Below are 20,988 nucleotides of genomic sequence, written 5' to 3' on the forward strand. Positions count from 1 at the left end.
CTTTTTAAGCCAACTCCAGCGGCATGGCACTAAGCCTTTGACCCGTTAATCTAAAAACTGCATTGGCAATGGCTGCGCCAATTGGGCCGAGTGGAGGTTCACCAACAGGCCCGGGTACATCACTACTTTGTATAATTTCTACATCAATTTCCTTTGGAGCATGCTTCATCATGGCCATTTTATATGGGCCATAAATGGTCGGCCTAAGTGCTCCATCTTCAACATACATTCTTTCAAACATGGCAGCACTCATGCCCATAATAATGGAGCCCTCACATTGGGCTTTCACCTGATCAGGATTCACCGCAAACCCCGGGTCTATCACACAAGTAACTTTATGTACCTTTATTTCTTTGCCTTCAATGGACACTTCCACCACGTGCGCCACCGGTGTGCTGGCATCTGTTGAGCAGGCAAATCCTTTGGCTATGCCATTTTTAACTTCTTCACTATAACTCCCTTTCTCGGCTGCAGCCTGAATAACTTTCTTAAGCCTTTTACCAGCCTCATCATCCTGGATATGGGCAAGACGGAAATCCACGGGATTTTTGCCAGCGGTCAATGCCAGCTGATCCATAAAGCTTTCTATGGCAAAGGTATTGGCCAGTAAGCCCAGGCTGCGCCACCAGCTTGTGGCAAACGGAAGTTTAACCCTCCATGAAATGGCCTTATAATTTGGTATCGCACCATATTGGATCATCCCACCGCGCCAGGCACCCAAATCAGAGCCGATTACATTCTGCACCAACCCCGGAAGCAAGGCCGAGCCATACATAACATCACCACTGGATAGGTTGTGCTCAATGGCCGTAATCATGCCATCATCGCTCAATTTCGCCTTCATGATATGGTGGGTAGGAGGCCTGAAAGTATCGTTCTGAAACTCTTCTTTTCTGTTGAAAAAGCATTTAACTGGTTTGCCAACGGCCTTTGAAAGCACAGCAGCCTGAACGGCATTGGGTGTGTGCAGTCTTCTGCCAAATCCACCACCTAAAAATGTAGGGATAATGTTTACCTGCTCATCATCTAGTCCTAATCTAGCTGCTACCTCACCTCTTGTTATTTTCACCACTTGGGTGGAGATAATGATAGTGGCTTTGTCATTCTCAACATAGGCCACGGCACCATTTGGCTCCATCTGCGCATGTGCTCCTAGTGGACTAAAATATTCTGCAGATATAACATTTTCATCTTCTAAATAATCATCAACATCACCTTCAGTTTGTATCACTACGGCTTCCCCTTTGCCCACTTTTATCATCTCCTCAATATCACTGGTTTGCCAGTTCTTCTCAGTTTTCCACTCAGCTTTAATGGCCAGTTTTGCATTTTCTGCTGCTGTGAAGGAATCAGCAACAACGCCTACAAAGTCATCCTCCAGTACAACTTTAATAACGCCAGGCATACCTTCAGCTTTAGAGATGTCAGCCCCATTAAATTTGGCGCCAATTAATGAAGGTCTTACGACTGAACCATATAACATATCGGGCATTTGGGCGTCCATCCCAAAAATCGGCTCCCCATAAACCTTGTCTTCCAAATCAACACGGGGGATATATTTGCCAACATATTTGTAATCCTTAATATCACGCAAGGCGGGTGTATCTGGGATCTCCCAAACTTCAACACCGGTCACCACTTCGCCATAGGTCATGGACTTGCCACCACCAGTAACTGAACCACTTTTTGTCGATAATTCACTGGCGCTTATACCCATTTTACTGGCCGCTTCATTTTTGATCATCTCGCGCATAGTGGCTGCCAGTTCCCTAAGTGGCTGCCATAGACTATTGACTGATGTGCTGCCTCCGGTAGAGAATTCATCCAAATTGCCAGAGACTGATGCTGCATGTTTCACTCGTATTTGCTCTATATCCACGTCTAGCTCATCAGCGGCTATCTGTGCCAAACTGGTAAATGTGCCCTGGCCCATTTCCACTTTAGGGCTATACAGGGTGACCACGTTTTCTGTTGAAATTTCAAACCAGATCATCGGGTCGCTGGTGCTTCCCAGGTATGGCGACTCTCCGGTATTCAGCTCCTGGTACAAAGCCCTTCTTAGGCTATGTCTGCCCAAATAGGCGGCACCTACAAGTATGCCTGTTCCTCCCAGTAGTGTGCGGACTATAAATTTCCTCCTTGATAGTTTCTTCTTTTCGGCCATGGCAATTAGGAGTTTATAATAGAGTTAGACTTGATTTCTGCGGCTTTCTTTATGGCTTTTCTCATCCTATAATAAGTGCCGCACCTGCAGATGTTTATGATATTATCATCAATATCTTTGTCAGAGGGATTAGGGGTCTTTTCCAACAAGGCCGCAGTCGCCATCATAAAACCAGGCTGGCAATAGCCACATTGGGGCACAATTTCTTCAATCCAGGCCTGCTGTACGGGGTGAGGGTTTTCCTTGTTCCCCAATCCCTCGATAGTTGTAATATTTTTACCTTCGGCATATTTAACAGCATACGAACAGGAGCGGATGGCATCACCATCAACTTGTATTGTACAGGCACCACAGGCGGCTTTACCACAACCGAATTTGGTGCCTTTCAAATCCAGTATATCCCTGATGACCCAAAGTAAGGGCATATCACCATCAGTGTCTACTGTCTGGGTGTTGCCATTTATGTTGAATGAGATTTTCATAATGTAGTTTGCTTATTGGTTGTCTTGCATTAAATACCATTAGTCTATGATTCCGGCCTGTCTGCCGACAAAGGCAGGCTCAAGGCCGGAATGACAAGCTATTCGATTTTTATGTCATTGCGGACTTGATCCGCAATCTAAAGTCTAACAAAGTCATACTTTGAAACAATTGCACTGTCATTTTTCTTCAGGGATAATTGCTCCGGCATCAACCCATTTTTTTACTGCTTCAATATAATCTTCCTTCGATACTGGCGGTAGCTCTCTGGCATTGCCTTCAGCATCGATACCAGGATCCCACGCCCAAAGTACCAGTTCATGTTCCGTAAGGTGGTGCATAAGATCATTCACTGTTCTATTGCCATTTTTTGATTTGTCCATCATTACCCTGGCAATTTCATACCTGTTAAGTCCTTCCCAAGCCATACTTTGAGGTGCCAGCGCCCATTCGGGTGCGCCAGGCACACCAGAGTAATTATTGTTGGACGACTGATGACAGGTATTGCAGTTGGTAGCACCAACCGCATTTGATCTGGTAATATCAAACCTATGGGCGTGACTGTCTTCACCCTGCTTTGGAACATTATCATTTGGATGGCAGTTAACACATCTTTTATGTGTCAAAACATCCATCATAGTATGAAAAGCAGCTTCGGCATCAGGGTTGACAGATACATTTTCTTCTGCGCTTTCAGAACTAATGTTTTTAAAAGACACCAGTGCAATTATTATTAATAATAAGGTAATGCTTTGCCATGTATAGAATGATTTCATTGGTTTGAATTTTACATAAGTGAGTACTCACTTACTATCTTTAATAATTTATAAGTTAGGAATAATTTATACTAAGGACAAGTCAGTATAAAAAATAATTTTAGTGATCTCTGTAATTCACCCTATTTCACCGCTCATGAAATAAATCCGAAGAATTTTAAATCTTCTTCCTTATCTTGAATGATTAAACTTCCTAAACATGAAATGAGCATTAACCTGGAATCCCTAGTTATACTTACCAAGGGATGAATAGGATAATGTGAATTGCATATGACCGTTGAGAACAAACACTATACACATGAAATTCAAGATATCAATCATTCTGGCATTTTTAGTATCAATTAGCCTTTACGCACAGGTAGAAAAGGCACCGGCAAGGGCAGAGGGTGACGGTCCATGGTCGCAACTCATTATCCGTGGTGTTATGCTGATCAATGGCAATGGGGCACCCCCCACAGGGCCGGTGGATATTGTTGTTGAGAAAAATACGATTGTAGATATAAAAACGGTGGGCTATCCCGGTGTTGAAATTGATCCTGCAAGAAGGCCGCAGCTAAAAGCCGGAGGAAAAGAGCTGGATGCTAATGGGATGTATTTGATGCCCGGTTTTGTTGACTCCCATGCCCATATTGGGGGCAAAGCTCAAGGCGCCAATGCAGAATATGTTTTTAAATTATGGATGGCGCATGGGGTAACCACGGTAAGGGATCCTTCTGCTGGTAATGGTTTGGATTGGGTGCTTGACCAAAAGAATAAAAGTGAGAAAAACGAAATAACTGCGCCACGGATAAAGGCCTATACCGCATTTGGAATGGGTAGCGATAAGCCTATCAGTTCACCTGAAATGGCAAGGGCATGGGTGCAAAGCAATGCGAAAAAGGGAGCTGATGGTATCAAGTTCTTTGGAGCCAGTCCTGATATTATGGCCGCTGCATTAGACGAAAATAAAAAACTAGGCCTTGGGTCTGCATGTCACCATGCGCAAATGGATGTGGCCAGATGGAATGTTTTAAATTCTGCTAGAGCAGGTCTTACTTCTATGGAACACTGGTATGGGTTACCAGAGGCCTTGTTTGCAGATCGTACCGTTCAGGATTATCCGCTGGATTATAATTATAATAATGAGCAGCACAGGTTTGGTGAGGCTGGCCGCTTATGGAAGCAGGCTGCTCCTCCATATTCTGAAAAGTGGAGTGAGGTGATGAATGAATTGTTGGAGCTTGATTTTACACTTGACCCAACCTTTAATATCTATGAAGCTAGCCGTGACTTGATGCGGGCAAGAAGGGCGGAATGGCACGAAACCTACACGATGCCGTCACTATGGGAGTTCTACCAGCCAAGCAAAATTTCACATGGTTCTTACTGGCATTACTGGGGCACTGAAGAGGAGGTTGATTGGAAAAATAATTACCGGCTATGGATGACCTTTATCAACGAATACAAAAACAGAGGAGGTAGAGTAACCGCTGGTTCTGATTCTGGATTTATTTTCCAACTGTATGGATTTGCCTATATCCGCGAGCTGGAGCTGTTGAGAGAAGCAGGCTTTCATCCCTTGGAGGTGATCAGGGCGGCTACATTAAACGGTGCTGAGCTTTTAGGCATGGATGATAAAATAGGAACTGTGGAAGTGGGCAAGCTGGCTGATTTTGTGATAGTAGAAGAAAATCCATTGGCCAACCTGAAAGTATTATATGGCACAGGTGCCATTAAATTGACTGAGGATAATGAAGTGGTTAGAGTAGGGGGAGTAAAATATACGGTTAAGGATGGTATTGTATATGATGCGAAAGCACTATTGGCTGATGTAGCGAAAATGGTGGCCGAGGAGAAGGCTAAAACAGGATTTGAAATTAAACAACCAGGAGAGAAATGAAATATATTTTTGTAACAGTAGTGAGTTTGACGCTGTTGTCATGCCACAAGCCAAAACAGGAAGCTGCTGATAATAACGCACCTGATAGCATCACTAATGTGGTTTTTGCATTAGATGGTACCGAATTGCCTCAATCTGTTTATTCTGAAAAGCAGCAAGCGAGGCTGGATAGTAACTTGGCAGTGGCGCAACAGAATTTTGATAGTGGCGCAACAGAAATTAATTGTATCTGGCTGGGACGCAGACAGGCCTACATGTCCAAATATAATGAGGCTATAAAAACCTTTACTGAAGGTATTGGCCAATACCCTAATAGCTATAGACTTTACAGGCACCGAGGCCACCGATATCTCTCTACCCGAAAGTTAGATATGGCCATTGCCGACTTTTTAAAGGCTGCTGAACTAATGCCAAAAGACACACTGGAAATAGAACCTGATGGCATTCCGAATAAAATAAACCAGCCTCTATCGTCCACGCAGTTTAATGTATGGTATCATTTAGCACTGGCATATTACCTAAAAGGAGACTATGAATTGGCGGCAGAAGCTTATCAAAAATGCATGGAAACCTCTGTAAATGATGATCTGCTCGTAGCTACCTCTGATTGGTTGTACATGACACTTATTAGAATGGGTAAGGAGGAAGCTGCTACTGCCTTGTTAGCTGATATTACTGATGAGCTGAAGATTATCGAAAATGACAGCTATCTCAAAAGACTGCTTATGTACAAAGGCGAGTTGGCACCTGAAGAGGTTTTGGATGTTGAAGGCCGCGCAGATTACGATCTCGCCATTGCCACGCAAGGATATGGTGTTGCCAATTACTACCTGACTCAAGGTGATAGTGTAAAAGCTAAGGAAATTTTCTCTGTAGTACTGGACGGAAAGCATTGGTCGGCATTTGGATATATAGCTGCAGAGGCTGATATGATGAGGTTGAAATAACTGTTTAAAACTATCATAGGTCAATTTTATAAAATACACATCCAATCAGACATAATCAGAACATAACATGAAGAAAATACTCTTATTTATACTGCTGGTGGCAATTGTACTGGCATCTGTTGTATTGTATAACACCTTCACTTTTAAGTCAAAACAAATACAAGTAGAACCGGTGGCTAAGATCGATATTCCTGCTACGGCTAAGGATCATATGTCTCAGGCCATTCAGATACCTACAATATCCAATGCCAATCCAGCGGACTTTGATTCTACGGCATTCGATAATTTTAAAAAATTCGTCAAGGACACCTATCCTCTTACTGATTCGCTTTTGGAGATTAACTATATCAATGAATACAGCATGGTGATGAAACTGGCAGGTACCAATGAAACATTGAAACCTGTTATTTTCATGGGCCACCTTGACGTGGTGCCAGTACCGCAAGAGAATAGAAGTAAATGGTCGGCTGATCCTTTTGGAGGGGAAATTAAAGATGGCCAAATCTGGGGCAGGGGTGCCATTGATGATAAAATTAGTGTGATTGGTAATATGGAAGCGCTGGAATTGCTTTTAGGTGAAGGCTTCAGCCCTGAACGCACCATCTATTTTTGCTATGGTCATGATGAAGAATTGGGTGGGGTGAATGGAGCTATTCCTATTGTTAACTACCTCAAAGAGAAGGGAGTTGAGGCTGAATATGTGGTGGATGAAGGTTTTGCCATAACCAAAGGGATGATCCCCGGCATTGAAAAAGAAGTGGCCTTGATAGGTACAGCCGAAAAAGGGTTTGTAACATACAATTTAACTATTGATATCGCTGGAGGACATTCTTCTATGCCAGCTCCTGAATCGGCCATTGATATTTTGTCCAGGGCTATTGTAAAACTCAAGGATAACCTATTTCCAGTAGAGTTGAGTCAGCCAGTGAAGGATTTTATGACCTATGCAGGCCCTGAAATGCCATTTGTGCAAAAGATGGCCTTTGCCAATCCGTGGTTATTTGAAAGTATGATTATGAGCACCTATTCTAAAACACCTTCTGGAAATGCATTGATTAGAACTACAACTGCTCCTACTATTATAAATGCAGGAGTAAAAGACAATGTCATTCCCTATCAGGCCAAGGCATCAGTCAACTTTAGGATATTACCAGGTTCAAGTATTGAAGAAGTGCGAAACCACGTGGTTGAGGTAATTGATGATGAGCGCATCAAGGTGGAGATTGGCGATTTTGCCAGTGAACCTCCAAGGGCCTCACCTACTGATGCATTTGGCTATATCTCATTAGAGAAGACTATCAAAGAGATTTTTCCGGAGGTATTGATAACACCTAATTTAGTGATCGGTGCTACGGATTCCAGGCATTATTATGAGATCTGTGATAACATTTATCGATTTACACCTTTTCATTTAAATAATGAGAATATCTCAACTTTTCATGGAATAGATGAGCGCTTACCTGTAGCTGATTTTGAAGATGCTGTTCGTTTTTATTACCAACTGATTAAGAATAGTGGTAGGGCATTATAAATTTAAGTATCACTTTATTATCATGTGTGCTTTACGGCATAACTGGCCTTAGAATTCTGGCATAGTAAAGTTGGATTTCTTCAAATGGGCTCTGGACTACAGACCAAGGCTGTTGAAATTGACAGGCTTGAAGTGCCATATTTTAGCTTCTAATGTTTTATTTTGATGTCATTCTGCAATCATGGGTGCTTTAATAAGCTCTGACCTATTCTTCTGGTACACTACAGAAATTGACACTTCATTTACAAAAATCATCTGTTAATCCCATTTGGCTCACCTATCCAATAAAAGGGTGTTAGTTTCATGTTTTCCACCTAAAAGTACAGATATGAAACTTAAATTATTGATATCAATCCTATTCCTGGGTTTTCTAATACAGCTGGCAAGTTGTAGTGATGACTCAGAAGATTCAACACCATTGGTTACTTTAACAACCTCGTCAATTACTGATATAACCTCCAATTCAGCATCTGCGGGAGGCATTGTAACGAGTGTGGCAGAGAGTGTCACTGAGTTTGGAATTGTTTATTCAGAAAGTCCTGCACCAACTACAAGTAACAGGTCTGTGAGAGCAACTTCAACGGCAACTAGCCCATTTAATGTAGAAATCACCGGGCTTACTTCAAATACAACCTATTTTGTGCGAGGGTATGCTACTAATAGTGCTGGCACAGCTTATGGCAATGAAGTTAGTTTTACAACGCTAGCCGAACTACCTACATTAACTACAACTGATATTTCGGCAATAACAAATTCGACAGCCACAGGAGGTGGTGTTATTACCTCTAATGGAAATGCTGATATTACAGCACGCGGGGTTGTTTGGGGTTTAACTTCTGAACCCACAATAGATTTAGCTACAAAAACCTCAGACGGCACAGGGTCAGGCACCTATACCAGTTTAATTATTGAGCTGGATGCGGGTACAGAGTATTTTGTAAGGGCATATGCTACGAACAGTGCAGGAACTGCCTATGGCAATGAGGTTAGTTTTATGACAAGTTCTGATTTACCGATTTTATCGACAGCGGAAATTACCAATATTACTGACAACACTGCGACTGGCGGAGGAGAAGTTACATCTGAAGGGATATCAGAAGTAACAGCTCGTGGTATAGTGTGGGGAGTTGCTACTGCTCCAACTATTGAATTAGACACGAAAACCAGCGATGGAACTGGTCTTGGTGCCTATGAAAGTTCAATCACTGACCTAGAGCCAGAAACTGAATATTTTGTGAGGGCATATGCTACAAATAGTGCAGGAACAGCATATGGCAATGAAGTTAGTTTTGTGACTGCGGCACCGACTGTTGAGCCCGCTACTTTGACAACATCTGTTGTAAGTGACATTACTACAACCACGGCAATTAGTGGAGGTGATATTATCTCTGATGGTAATGCATCGGTCACTGCTCGTGGAATTGTTTGGGGTACTACTACTGCACCAACAATAGAGCTGACGACCAAAACTGAGAACGGAACAGGAACAGGAGTTTTTTCTGCTACCATAACCGGGCTATCAGCAAGTACAACCTATTTTGTGCGAGCGTATGCCACCAATAGCGCAGGTACGGCCTATGCTGATGAGTTAACATTTCAAACTTTAGAAGAAGCAGTTGTTCCAACAATTACTACAGGAGCAATCACAGCTATTACTTTTGAATCAGCAGCAGGGGGAGGAGAAGTAACCTCTGATGGTAATGCAACAGTAACTGCTCGTGGTATTGTTTGGGGAACTACAACAGCTCCAACAATAGAGCTGACATCCAAAACTGAGAACGGAACAGGAACGGGGGTGTTTTCAAGTGCTCTTACTCAACTTAATGAGAATACAACCTATTTTGTGAGAGCTTATGCCACCAATAGTGCAGGCACGGCTTATGGTAATGAGTTGACTTTTCAAACTTTGGAAGCACCCGTTCTTCCAACAGTTACCACCAAAGTAATCACTAATGTTAACTCCACTACAGCATCAGGAGGTGGTCAAGTAACATCAGATGGTAATGCAACGACTACACGTGGAATTGTTTGGAGTCAATCTTCAAATCCGACCATCAATTCGTCAGGCAAGACCACTGATGGCACAGGTACAGGGTCATTTACCAGTTCCTTAACAGGGTTGAGTCCAGAAACTCAATATTTTGTACGTGCTTATGCTACCAATAGTGCCGGCACAGCCTACGGGGATCAAGTAAGTTTTACCACATATCCGGCATTGGGCACTAACGAAGTTTATAACCCAACGACCGGTAGAATTTGGATGGATAGAAACTTAGGTGCTTCAAGGGTAGCAACAAGCAGCACGGATGCAGCTTCTTATGGTAGTTTATACCAATGGGGCAGAAGAACCGATGGGCATGAATCCAGAACATCAGGAACTAGAACCACTCAAGCAACCAGCGATATACCGGGACATAGTGATTATATTGCCTTTATTTTCTTTCCTGGCGATTGGAGAAATCCACAAAACGATAATATGTGGACTAGCACAGGAGGGACTAATAATGTATGTCCGACAGGATTTAGGGTTCCTACTGAAAGCGAATGGAAGGCTGAACGTGAAAGTTGGAGCAGCACTGATGCTGCAGGCGCATTTGGATCGGCTTTAAAACTGCCTCTTGCAGGTAATCGCGACCTTGAAGGTACAATTCAACAAGTTGGCACCAATGGCATATACTGGTCGAGCTCGCTTATTGTTCCTAATACTTCTGATAAGAAAGTCTATTATTTAAATATTTGGGATACTGAGGCCGCTGATGGTTCTGATCCACGTGGACATGGTAAATCTGTTCGTTGTATTAAGAACTAAGTGCTTAAGTAAATAAACCTGACCGTTTGCAAAGACAGTCAGGTTTATTTTAAATATTTATGATGTGAATTTAAACAAGGATAAAGGGGACTTAAAAATAGTAGGGCCAGAGCAAAAAATCATTTTACCTGTATCAGATAAGTGATAATGGATTTGATTTTATCACCCTTTGCTCCCTGAAATACATAGAATTCAGAAAACTCGATTACATCTCCAGTTTCTGTTTCTATCGTTCCATTAATGGCACCTTCTTTTCCGTGAGACAAGATTTGATGGATTGTCAGCACTTTGGTGTCATTGGAAAGCACCTGCTTTAATTCTTTTGAGTAACTGTCCTTTCCCTCTGTTAATTTCCCTCCAACTACATTCCAAACGATATCATCGGTAACACTATTTAAAAGAAAACCGTGGTTGCCTTTGGCCATTGCAATTCTAAAGTTTTTTAAAAACTCCCTTTTAGGAGCGTTTCCGCAATCTGTTTTTACATTGATTATGGGCATAGTTATATTTTTATTTTTTCAGCACATCTTCAAGTTGGTCCAATCTTCCATCAATATCATCAGGAATCTCTAAACCTAAAATCTCGCACATTAAAGGGTATATGTGAATGTTTTTGACCGAAGGCACGGTATACCCTATTTTAAATGCCGGGCCATTGGCATAAAAAATACCATGCATGTCCTTGTACTCAGGGTCATACCCATGTACACCTGTCAGCTCAATAGAATATTTTTTTAACTGCTCAATACTTTTCCTTGAATTGAAATAGTATCCGAAATTTGGAATGATTTGGATACTTCCCCAATCCTTGTTGACTGGTTTAGTTTCAAATTGTGGCGTATTTTCAGTTCTATATACCTTAAAATTATTCTCTTTCATTTTTAAATATTGATAGACAGAGTCTGTTTTAACACCATCTTTAGGGTGTACATTTAGAATGGCACCATTGTTAATTATTGAATATAGGTTGCTGTTGTCCAGGTTTTCTATAGGCATCATATTAGGGGTAGGTACATTGGCCATACCATGATCAGAAACTATTATGATGTTTATCGGAAGTTTAGTGGCAGCAGTTCTGCTAAACAAATCTCCAAGATTGCGATCAAGCTCAAAGAGCACCGTTTTTAGTTCTTTGTCATTGGTCGGCCCATATTTATGGCCAACATCATCCATATCAGAAAAATACATGGTAATCAAATGGGGCCTGTTTTTCTCAGGCATCTCTAGCCATTTTATTGCTTCATCAATGCGCTGACTGTTTTTTATACTGCCGTCATAATTATGATAATAATCCGGATGGCTGCCATGAATGTCGGCTTCCGTTCCAACAAAAAAGTAGCTCGCACTAACCATATTAGCCTTTTTAGCCTGAACCCAAATGGGCGATCCTCCATAAAAACTGCCATCTTGCACCAACTGGCGGTTGCCTGTAGTATAAGTTACTTCTTTCTCATAATTATAAAATGTGTTGCCTACGATGCCATGCTTGTCAGGGTATAGGCCTGTGGCAATGGTATAATGGTTGGGAAAGGTTTTGGACGGGAATGACGGGATGAGCGATTCTGCTTTTACTCCATTTTGAATAAAGGCCATTAGGTTTGGAGGTTGAAACCTTTCAACATAATCCCAGCGAAAGCCATCTAGGGAAATTAAAATAAGGTAGGGTTTTCGCACAGATTCGTCTGAATTGGTGTTTACTGTGCTATCTGTACCGTTCTTGCCTAGTTGAATACACGATAAAAGCAATGCGCTTATCGATACAATAAAAAGGGACAAAATATTTCTTTTAATCATTTTGGAGTTAATTTTTGGCAGTCACCAGTTGATTACTGCTAAATCCATTGGTCGATTTTGAGGTGGAAAGTTAACGAATCATATTTGTTATGATATCGCTTTAACATCTTCTTAATGTTAAGAATAGTCAAACCTTGTCCAACCTATTTTTCCAAGACTGTACAAAGACTAATTCCAACAAATAAAACTATGCTGACAGATAATTGGTTAAACTTTTTTTAATATTTTGCTTCAAATTAAAATAACTTACTTTGAAAAAAACACTCGCTCTACTAGTTGCTATCGTGCTATATACCAATTCGATAGCTCAAGATTATGGGAAATTGCATTTTGAAGAAGAGTTTAATGATAACTCAAATGCTTGGGTTGAAAAAAATGATGATGATGACGAAGTCACAGTTAAAAACGGGCATTACATTATTAATCATAAGAATGAAAAAACATCAAAATATTTCTATTTAGACCTACCAAATATTGATTTTAACTCAGAGAACTTTACACTTGAAGCAAAAATAAAAATAACAGCAGGAGCGCCTGAAATTGCATTGAGCTTTAGGCATTGTATCTACAATGATTTTTCAAATTATAGAGACTTATTTTTTGGATCAAATGGATACTATAAGGTAAGACATTTTTACTCAAAAGAGGACCATATCACAACGGACTGGATAAAGGATACTGAACTTGTTAATGGCATAGGAGAGTATAACATCTATAGGGTAGAAAGAGAAGCAAATATATTGAGGTATTATATCAATAATACTTTGATTGGAAACAGCACTTACAACAAATATTTTACAACGAAAACAGGATTTTATGTAGGTGGAAAGGCCGAAATTCAAGTTGATTACTTAAAAGTATGGACATCTACTTTGAACATCAATTTTGTAGATAATCCATTAGAAGATGTGGTGTTAGAGAACTTAGGTGCTAAAATAAATTCAAATTTAGCAGAGTCGTCACCTATTATTTCTCCAGACGGAGAAACGCTCTATTTTGTCAGAAACGACTCGAGTATTCCATTTAAAGATCAGGATTATGACATTTATTATTCAACTCTTGAAAATGATGGTACCTGGTTTGAAGCAAAATCTATAGGAGCGCCAATTAACAATAAAGATAAAAATACAGTTGCCTTCGCATTTCCTGATGGCAATACCTTATTACTTTATAATAAATACAAACCTGATGGATCCAGTGCTGGAGGGGGAATAAGTATTACAAAAAGGACAGTTGATGGATGGGAGGTGCCCACAAATATCGAAATTGAAGATTATCACAATAGGAACCAATATGGTGGATATAGCATTTCTACAAGTGGTAAAGTATTGATTATTTCTGCCCAAAGGGATGAAACTATTGGAGGACGCGATCTGTACGTTAGTTTTAAAAGGACGGATGATACATGGTCTAAACCAGTAGGTCTTGGCAGTGTCATTAATACGATTAGTCATGAAGACACCCCTTTTATTGCCTCAGATGATAAAACCTTGTATTTTTCGTCTGACGGAATACCAGGATTAGGTGGGGCAGATGTTTTTGTAAGCAGACGGTTAGATGATACTTGGACCAATTGGAGTAAACCTGAAAACTTAGGAAGAGGCATCAATTCAAGTGGTTCTGAATTTGGATTTAAAATTAGTGCTAAAGGTGATTACGCCTATTTATATAAAAATTCAGAAATTAAGGACGGAGGATTTGGTGAAAGCGATATTTTTAGAGTTCAATTATCTGAATCTGCCAGACCAGAACCCATCGTTTTTGTAGAAGGAAGAGTTTTTGACAGTGAAACAAAATCACCAATTGCAGCAGAAATAATTTATGAGGATCTGAATACTGAGGTAGAGATAGGCATTGCCAATTCAGAACCTAAGGAGGGGAAATATAAAATTGCACTTCCATATGGAAAAGTGTATGGATTTTTAGGGAAAAAAGAAGGGTATTATTCGATTAGTCAAAACATTGATCTGACAGAAACAGATGTACTAAAAACGATTAAGCAAGACCTATATTTAACCCCGCTGAAAAAGGGAGTAAACATTAGATTGAATAATATTTTCTTTGACAATAACGAGTCTGAGCTTAAAGAAACCTCATTTACAGAGCTGGATCGATTAATAGCTATTCTCAAAGATCAAAACACATTGAAAATCGAAATCAATGGTCATACAGACAATGTTGGAAGTGACCCTTATAATAAAACATTGTCTGAGGCCAGAGCGCTATCAGTAAAGAACTATATAATTAACAAAGGAATTTCATCAGACCGACTAACATCAAAAGGATATGGTGAAGAAAAGCCAATAGCAACTAATGATACGGATGAAGGGAAAGCGGAAAATAGAAGAGTAGAATTTACGATATTGTAGTATCTCTTCAACCCAAAGTTGTACAAGCTTTAGTCTATACCTATTTTTTATTTCTAATATACACCAGCTTGATCTTGGCCCTGTCGGTAATGCGTTCATCAATGTCAAAATGCTTATTCAATGATTTAATGAAAGGGGTCAGCTTGTCAAACCCAAAATTTCGGGGGTCAAAATCAGGTTTTTTCTTATTTATCAAATTGCCCACATCACCCAAAAATGCCCAGCCATCTTCATCGGCTATGTCGTTGACAGTTGCTGATATTAATGAAATGGTTTGTTTGTCCACTTGCACTGGTGTTTTTTCAGCGGCTTTACTTTTAGATGAGGCGGGTTCTTCAGCTTCGGCCCCATTTTTACTTTTCAGTATTTCCAGATAAATAAATTTGTCGCAGGCAACTATAAATGGGTTAGGGGTCTTACGCTCTCCAAAACCAAACACTTTCATACCAGATTCTCGTAGTCTGACAGCCAATCTTGTAAAATCACTATCACTTGAAACAATGCAAAAGCCGTCTACTTTGCCTGTATACAGAATATCCATAGCATCAATGATGAGGGCAGCATCTGTAGAGTTTTTACCTTGAGTATAGCCATATTGCTGAATAGGAGTGATAGCATTTTCGAGCAGCACATTTTTCCAGCCCGCTAAATTGGGCTTTGTCCAGTCACCATAAATCCTCTTGAAAGTGGGTACGCCATATTTGGCTATCTCTTCCATCATGCCCTTTACATTGGCATATGGCACATTATCAGCGTCAATTACTACAGCCAGCTTTAAGTCCTTTTTATCTTCCATAGTTGATTTATTTCTGGATTGTTGGTATTTGGCTAATGTATAGAATTTATACTGTCATTCCGGAAAATATTGACCTAAATTTTAAAAGAAGGAAATGAAATAGCACGTCACTTCGAGATGCAGTGCAGTGGATCCGATAGCTATCGGATGAGAAGTCTCATCTTTCTTATCAGGAGACCTCTCTCCGCCAACTGGCGGATTCGAGGTGACGGAAAACTAAAAAGTATCGTCACTTCGACATGCAGCGCAGCGAAATGAGAAGTCTCCTAATTAGCCAACGGAGGATTCCTTTCTATGCTTTAATGGCCTTGTTGATTTCTGACTCCAAAACATCAACCCAATACCAAAAGCAATCATAAACAGGCTTAATGTCTGTCCCATATTCAACCATAAACTTCCTTCAAATGCCATCTGGTCTTCTTTGATAAACTCAATGACAAACCGCTGAACAAAGATCAGTGTAAAGCCCATCCCGAAAAGGAAGCCCTTATGTTCTTGCCATTTCCTGGATTTCCACATCTTGTATAAAATGAGTGAAGTCAGTAGGTAGAAAATGGCCTCATATAGCTGGGCGGGATGCCTGGGCACCAAATCTATTCTGCTAAATACAAACGCCCATGGCAGTTGAGTAGGGGTTCCTAATATTTCTGAATTAATCAAGTTGCCTAAGCGTATAAAGCCACCGAGTAACGGTCCTACAATGACTAACCGGTCAAGGATCCATAAAAAGTCCTTTTTGTATTTTCGGGTATAAAGATAAAGCGCTAATAATCCCCCAAGTACACCACCATGACTTGCCAGCCCGGCCAGCCCGGTGAAGTGAAAACCAGGTTTTAAACTTATAGGCAATATCTCAATGGGGTTGTGCCAGTAGTAAACCGGATCGTAAAAAAGTATGTGTCCAAATCGTGCTCCAATGATAATTCCCAGTATCAAATAAATCACCAGTTTATCAAGATCAGCTATGGCAAAGCCTTCTTTTTTGTAGATATGTTGCATTACCTGTATGGCAAGTAGAATTCCTATCGCCCAAAACAATCCGTACCATCTTAAATATTCGAAATTAGGAAATATCTGAGGGTCAATATCCCAATATATAAAGGCCATCATCCGCCCTGACAGCAAGTGGTTAAGATAATAAACATGGAAGCATTCAAGGCCAGCCTTGGCAGTGTCCTATTATCATAGCGCTCATGTTGTTCTATGATGTCCAGAATGAATTGCTCATTTATGCTGTCCAGTGTGTTTAAAAAAACAAACCGCTTCCAGGTCGATTTTAGATTATTTAAATTCATGATGCGCCCTTTTAAATTTTAACTTTAATTCAGCTTTTACCCTGTTTAATCGGGTGCTTACATTAGTTGTGGTTATACTTAGCATGGTTGCAATTTCTTTGTTCTTATAACCTTCCAGATAGAGAATAACAACTGCCTTGTCTACTTCTTTAAGTGTCTGAATGATGGCTTTTAGAAGCTCTAAATCGTCATCTGCAAGGTAGGCTATATTAGTCTTATTAGTTAGGGAAGTGTTGATTGGTTCAGTAAAGACTTTTCTTTTATCGCTTCTAGCTTTATTGAGTAGCGTGTTGAGGCTTACTTTGTAAACCCACGTGCTAATTTTAGACTCGCCCCGAAATGATTTATAGGAGTTCCACAGCTGCAAAATAATATCCTGAAAAGCATCTTTTTGATCTTCGCAGTCTGAGTAATAGGCTTTGCAAACACTTTTGATAATGCCCTGATTACTATTTACCAATTGTATAAAATCTTGCTTGGAAATTGACACTATGTTTTGTCTTTAATTCATTAGTATCAATTTGAACTCATTTGTCACAAACAGGATGAGATTTATTTTTTAAAACTTGAAATAGCCCAGTAAATTAAGGAAGGCACGATTCGGTGATAATTCCCCCTTTAAAAGGGGGATTTAACTTATCCCCAGCTAGACATAGAAAAATAAATACATCTGATAGCAGCTGATAAAACCCATAAAAATGACCAAAGTGAGTTTTGTATCAAGCGTTTTAAATCGATATTGAAATAAGAAGAGAATGAGAAATGTAAGCGGTATCAATATCCAAAAAACGATATATACATTATAAACCTGCTTTACCTGATAGTGCCTGCCGTTGACCACAAACCCTGCTTTCAAAGGCTTGTCAAACATGAATGTTGAACGAACTTTAGCCTTTTGGCCCACCCTTATATTTTCTGACTTTCCTTTATCGACAGTCAGCATGTAATCATTAAAACCTATGATGTCATAAGTAGGAGAAGCTCTCCTGACCTTGCCAGGTTGGGGACTTATAAGTTACGGTTTGGTCAGAGTCGTGATAGGGCAGGGAGATATCAATAATCAGTAACAAGTTGAAAACAATCAGTCCAATAGCATATTTCCTGAACAGATTAAATATTCTTTTGATCAGTTCTCGCTGAAGTTTGGCTTCTTCTTTAGCTTTATACCTTGCTTTAGCCTTGGCCTTTTCCCGCCACAGTTCATATTCATCCACCTCAGGGTTATAGTCATAAGCTACAGGCTCCTGATGTGGCCTTGGACCTACCTGATTTAAAAAAGTATAGGCCTCTGTCAGCTCTATAAACTTTTGATGGGCTTCAGGGCTTTTGTTAAGGTCGGGGTGATACTTCTTTGAAAGCCTTCGGTATGCTTTCTTTATGTCATTTTTGGTTGCTCCCGGTTCGAGCTCCAAAATAGTGAGGTAGTAATTGCTCATTTATGATGACGGAAATTTTAGATCAAAAAAAGGGCTCACAGAGCCGGCCTATGGAGATGCTAAATAAAACTTTTAATCCCATATTCTGCACTAAGCTCCTGCATCTTTTTTTAAGTTGAATTCCTCTATATCTCAAGTCATGCCGCATGCTTAGGCCGTAATCTCAGCTAAGGTGCCAGATATCTTTGCCTTTCACACCCGAGTGTGTATTTGCTGTTTTGAAGAGCTCGTTGTATTTATACTTTGTTATTAATAGACACCCATCTCACTTCCCTCAAGGGAGGAATATTTCCATTTTAAAGGGGGTAGAGAGATTTTGAAAGGAATTATGGGAGTGTCACTTTTAATTCCTTCCCGGATCTTTAATTATTACAAGTCATTTCGAACTTAGATTTATCGGATGGGAAGTCTCCTAATTGTTAAGGAGACCTCTCACCCTAAAGGGATTCGAGGTGACGATAATCTAAAAAGGATCGTCACTTCGATACGGAACGCAGTGAAGTGAGAAGTCCCCTCATTCTAATTGGCGACTTCCCATCCGATAGCCATCGAATCATACTTACTTCAAAGTGACGTTAGAGTTCCTCCCCAATCAAACTCAAAGCCTTATCCAAAGCTTCTGCCTCATCTACTTTATAATGCGGCACCACGCCTACACCTTCCCAGTTGGTTTGGGTAATGGGGTTAATGGCCCTGCCTTCAGGAATGATAGCGACAACACCTTTCGGGAGTTGGTAAGAGTTGACCGGGTGCGCACCACCACCCGTAGTTTCGCCTACCAAAGTAGCGCGCTGTAGGTTTAATAAGTTGTAGCAAAACTCTTCGCCTGCAGAAAAGGTGAAATCGCTGGTTAAGATATAGACTGGCAGTTGGTCAATTCTTGGCCCTTCTACCTCTTTGAAAGTATAATAGTCAGTTTTTACATCCCTGTTGCGGTAATAGAGGGAGTTGAGGTGCACGGCTTCACCTGCCGGGAAGAGGTAGCTTGACAATAACCTTACTGCTCCGGGAGACCCACCTCCGTTATTTCTCAGATCGAAGATCACCGCTTTGGTGGTGGCCAGCTTTTCCATTTTTTCTGCCAGCATAGTACTGTAGCTGCCATTGGGGTTGCTAAACCCTGTTAACTCCAGGTAGCCGATGTTGCCCTCCAGTATTTCCACTTCTCCAACACCATTGGGCAGGCTCTTGATTTCCCGGCCAGCAAACTTACCGGGTGCCGACCGCCTGTTACCATATCTTATGCGCAGGTGTTTGTCATTGGCTACAGCGCGCAGGTCTTCATGCAAAGCCTCGGCAAGTGCTTCCTTTTCTAGGTTATTATATTTTCCTTCTTGCAGGTTGGCCATCAGCACATCATGCATGGCGTTGGCTTCCTTTTCGAAAACATAGTTTTGCTTCAGGTCCTGGGCCAGCTCAGTAACCAAAGCTTCATGTTGCGGTTTTTGCGCCTGACAGCCTAATATGCTGCAAGCCAGTATAAGTGCGGTGTAGAGTTGCTTCATGCTCCCTCGTACGGCTATATTTATTATACGGTTGGCAGAAGCATGTTAAAGGTTGTTAAATAGGGGGTGGGTGGTAGCTGGGGAGAGGAAAAGTTGACAAGTAGGGACTAACTGTTTGGCTTTGTGCAGTGTCCCAAAGGGCATTGCGCATAGGTGTTGTTGGCATTAGTTATTTTCTTTTTCCTGTCACGTAATCTTGTAAGATTCTCCTAGCTAACTTTTCTGCTTCTGCTTTTTTTAGCCCCTTTGAGCAGTCCGCATTTATTCGTCTAAGAGTTGTTTTGCTTTTACCCTGTGTTAATTCTATTTCCCAATCATTGTTTCCATTCTCAACTTTGAGCAACTGAACAAGCTTACCACCAAGTGAAGATCGCCACCTGTAGCCATTTGTTAACTTATTCTCTACCCAATTGTGGTTCAAGTCAATTTTCTCCAAAGCATGCCGCATTTCTTCCGCTGATTCAAATCTCTCTGTAGGTTCAACATTTAAAGCTTTATTTATTACTCTTTTTAGTGACACTGGAATAAATTCTCTATAGGCTTTTCTATTAGGAAACTTGCCTTCTAAAGCTTTATTTCTCATTTCGCCAATTGATAGGGGAGGCAGAAAACTGTCTCCATTTACAAGTCGATAAAGTGTCATTCCACATGAATAAATGTCAGATAAGTAGTCATAATCTGATAATGAAGTTACTTCTGGAGCTAAATGCATCCAATATTGATATTTCTTCAAAACAGAAACATCTACTTTCTTAATGTCGGGTAACGCCAAGCCAAAATCAGATAACTTTCCTTCACCTGAATTTCCTATCATAATATTAGCTGGTTTAATATCACGGTGTAGGATTTTTTTGAATGAGCATGTTCAAGTCCCCGGAGAAGGTCAATCATAAGTTTCTTGGCTCTGGATAAGGGAATGTAAGCTCCGCTTGCTTCATCTTCTAAGCTTCCATTTGTAAGGAATTCCATTTTGACATAAATCCTTCCATCATCCATTTCGCCTGTTTCATAGACTTCTACAATGTTATCATGTTCGGCAGCTTTTAAAGTCTGTGCTTCTTGATAAAAATTATTTGGATTAATCACTTTTTCAGGTGGAATTAGTTTTAAGGCAAATGTTGAATTCAGTCCTGTATCTCGAACCTTCCAAACTTCCCCGAAATACCCTGAGCCTAATCGTTTTTTAAATTCAAATGTTGCTGCCATA

The 20,988-nt window shown here is 40.6% G+C and carries 17 protein-coding genes and 1 pseudogene; 5 read left to right on the plus strand and 13 right to left on the minus strand.

Annotated features, from left to right (window positions below; genetic code table 11):
• Window positions 1-4: 4 nt before the first annotated feature.
• From RIB54_RS07905 to RIB54_RS07915, 3 genes are all read right to left on the minus strand, one after another.
• The gene (locus tag RIB54_RS07905) at window positions 5-2,164 is read right to left on the minus strand and encodes a xanthine dehydrogenase family protein molybdopterin-binding subunit (protein WP_350100336.1); all 2,160 of its coding nucleotides are present in this window, start codon (window positions 2,162-2,164) and stop codon (window positions 5-7) included.
• 5 nt (window positions 2,165-2,169) lie between these two features.
• Window positions 2,170-2,646 carry a (2Fe-2S)-binding protein gene (locus RIB54_RS07910; protein ID WP_350100338.1) on the minus strand — a complete coding sequence of 159 codons (477 nt, stop codon included), beginning with the start codon at window positions 2,644-2,646 and terminating at the stop codon, window positions 2,170-2,172.
• Window positions 2,647-2,823: 177 nt separating this feature from the next.
• Complete coding sequence (locus RIB54_RS07915; RefSeq protein WP_350100340.1) at window positions 2,824-3,420, minus strand: hypothetical protein; 597 nt, start codon at window positions 3,418-3,420, stop codon at window positions 2,824-2,826.
• 298 nt (window positions 3,421-3,718) lie between these two features.
• On the opposite strand from RIB54_RS07915, the gene RIB54_RS07920 reads away from it, so the two are divergent.
• From RIB54_RS07920 to RIB54_RS07935, 4 genes are all read left to right on the plus strand, one after another.
• Entirely contained in the window at window positions 3,719-5,299 is a 1,581-nt protein-coding gene (locus RIB54_RS07920) for an amidohydrolase family protein (protein WP_350100342.1), read from the plus strand.
• Entirely contained in the window at window positions 5,296-6,246 is a 951-nt protein-coding gene (locus RIB54_RS07925; RefSeq protein WP_350100344.1) for a tetratricopeptide repeat protein, read from the plus strand. Before RIB54_RS07920 ends, RIB54_RS07925 begins: the two co-directional genes overlap by 4 nt.
• 67 nt (window positions 6,247-6,313) lie before the next feature.
• Window positions 6,314-7,777, plus strand: a complete 1,464-nt coding sequence (locus RIB54_RS07930) for a M20 family peptidase (RefSeq protein WP_350100346.1) — start codon at window positions 6,314-6,316, stop codon at window positions 7,775-7,777.
• Between the two features lie 328 nt (window positions 7,778-8,105).
• Window positions 8,106-10,586, plus strand: a complete 2,481-nt coding sequence (locus tag RIB54_RS07935) for a hypothetical protein (RefSeq protein WP_350100348.1) — start codon at window positions 8,106-8,108, stop codon at window positions 10,584-10,586.
• A 119-nt stretch (window positions 10,587-10,705) separates the two neighbouring features.
• Here RIB54_RS07935 and RIB54_RS07940 read toward each other — a convergent pair whose 3' ends face one another.
• Window positions 10,706-11,086, minus strand: a complete 381-nt coding sequence (locus tag RIB54_RS07940; protein WP_350100350.1) for a nuclear transport factor 2-like protein — start codon at window positions 11,084-11,086, stop codon at window positions 10,706-10,708.
• 10 nt (window positions 11,087-11,096) lie between these two features.
• Window positions 11,097-12,380, minus strand: coding sequence for an alkaline phosphatase family protein (locus tag RIB54_RS07945; protein WP_350100352.1), 1,284 nt, complete (start codon window positions 12,378-12,380; stop codon window positions 11,097-11,099).
• A gap of 251 nt (window positions 12,381-12,631) precedes the next feature.
• On the opposite strand from RIB54_RS07945, the gene RIB54_RS07950 reads away from it, so the two are divergent.
• A complete protein-coding gene (locus tag RIB54_RS07950; protein ID WP_350100354.1) occupies window positions 12,632-14,749 on the plus strand; it encodes an OmpA family protein in 2,118 nt (705 codons plus the stop codon).
• Window positions 14,750-14,789: 40 nt separating this feature from the next.
• Here the strand turns inward: RIB54_RS07950 and RIB54_RS07955 are convergent, their stop codons facing one another.
• From RIB54_RS07955 to RIB54_RS07990, 8 genes and pseudogenes are all read right to left on the minus strand, one after another.
• Entirely contained in the window at window positions 14,790-15,545 is a 756-nt protein-coding gene (locus RIB54_RS07955) for an NYN domain-containing protein (RefSeq protein WP_350100356.1), read from the minus strand.
• A 270-nt stretch (window positions 15,546-15,815) separates the two neighbouring features.
• Complete coding sequence (gene lgt, locus RIB54_RS07960) at window positions 15,816-16,655, minus strand: prolipoprotein diacylglyceryl transferase (RefSeq protein ID WP_350100358.1); 840 nt, start codon at window positions 16,653-16,655, stop codon at window positions 15,816-15,818.
• A complete protein-coding gene (locus RIB54_RS07965) occupies window positions 16,652-16,840 on the minus strand; it encodes a hypothetical protein (RefSeq protein ID WP_350100360.1) in 189 nt (62 codons plus the stop codon). Before RIB54_RS07965 ends, lgt begins: the two co-directional genes overlap by 4 nt.
• Window positions 16,827-17,330: an RNA polymerase sigma factor gene (locus RIB54_RS07970; RefSeq protein WP_350100362.1), complete on the minus strand. Its 504-nt coding sequence runs from the start codon at window positions 17,328-17,330 to the stop codon at window positions 16,827-16,829. The genes RIB54_RS07965 and RIB54_RS07970 overlap by 14 nt, the downstream gene beginning before the upstream one ends.
• Window positions 17,331-17,486: 156 nt before the next feature.
• Window positions 17,487-17,783 (minus strand): hypothetical protein, encoded by a 297-nt coding sequence (locus tag RIB54_RS07975; RefSeq protein ID WP_350100364.1) that lies wholly within the window; start codon window positions 17,781-17,783, stop codon window positions 17,487-17,489.
• 22 nt (window positions 17,784-17,805) lie between these two features.
• Window positions 17,806-18,276, minus strand: a complete 471-nt coding sequence (locus tag RIB54_RS07980) for a DnaJ domain-containing protein (protein WP_350100366.1) — start codon at window positions 18,274-18,276, stop codon at window positions 17,806-17,808.
• 575 nt (window positions 18,277-18,851) lie between these two features.
• A complete protein-coding gene (locus RIB54_RS07985; protein ID WP_350100368.1) occupies window positions 18,852-19,781 on the minus strand; it encodes a S41 family peptidase in 930 nt (309 codons plus the stop codon).
• Window positions 19,782-19,950: 169 nt separating this feature from the next.
• A pseudogene (locus RIB54_RS07990) lies at window positions 19,951-20,987 on the minus strand (serine/threonine-protein kinase).
• Window position 20,988: the final 1 nt, after the last annotated feature.

It is taken from the genome of Fulvivirga sp., from assembly GCF_040218215.1.
Lineage (GTDB): Bacteria > Bacteroidota > Bacteroidia > Cytophagales > Cyclobacteriaceae > Fulvivirga.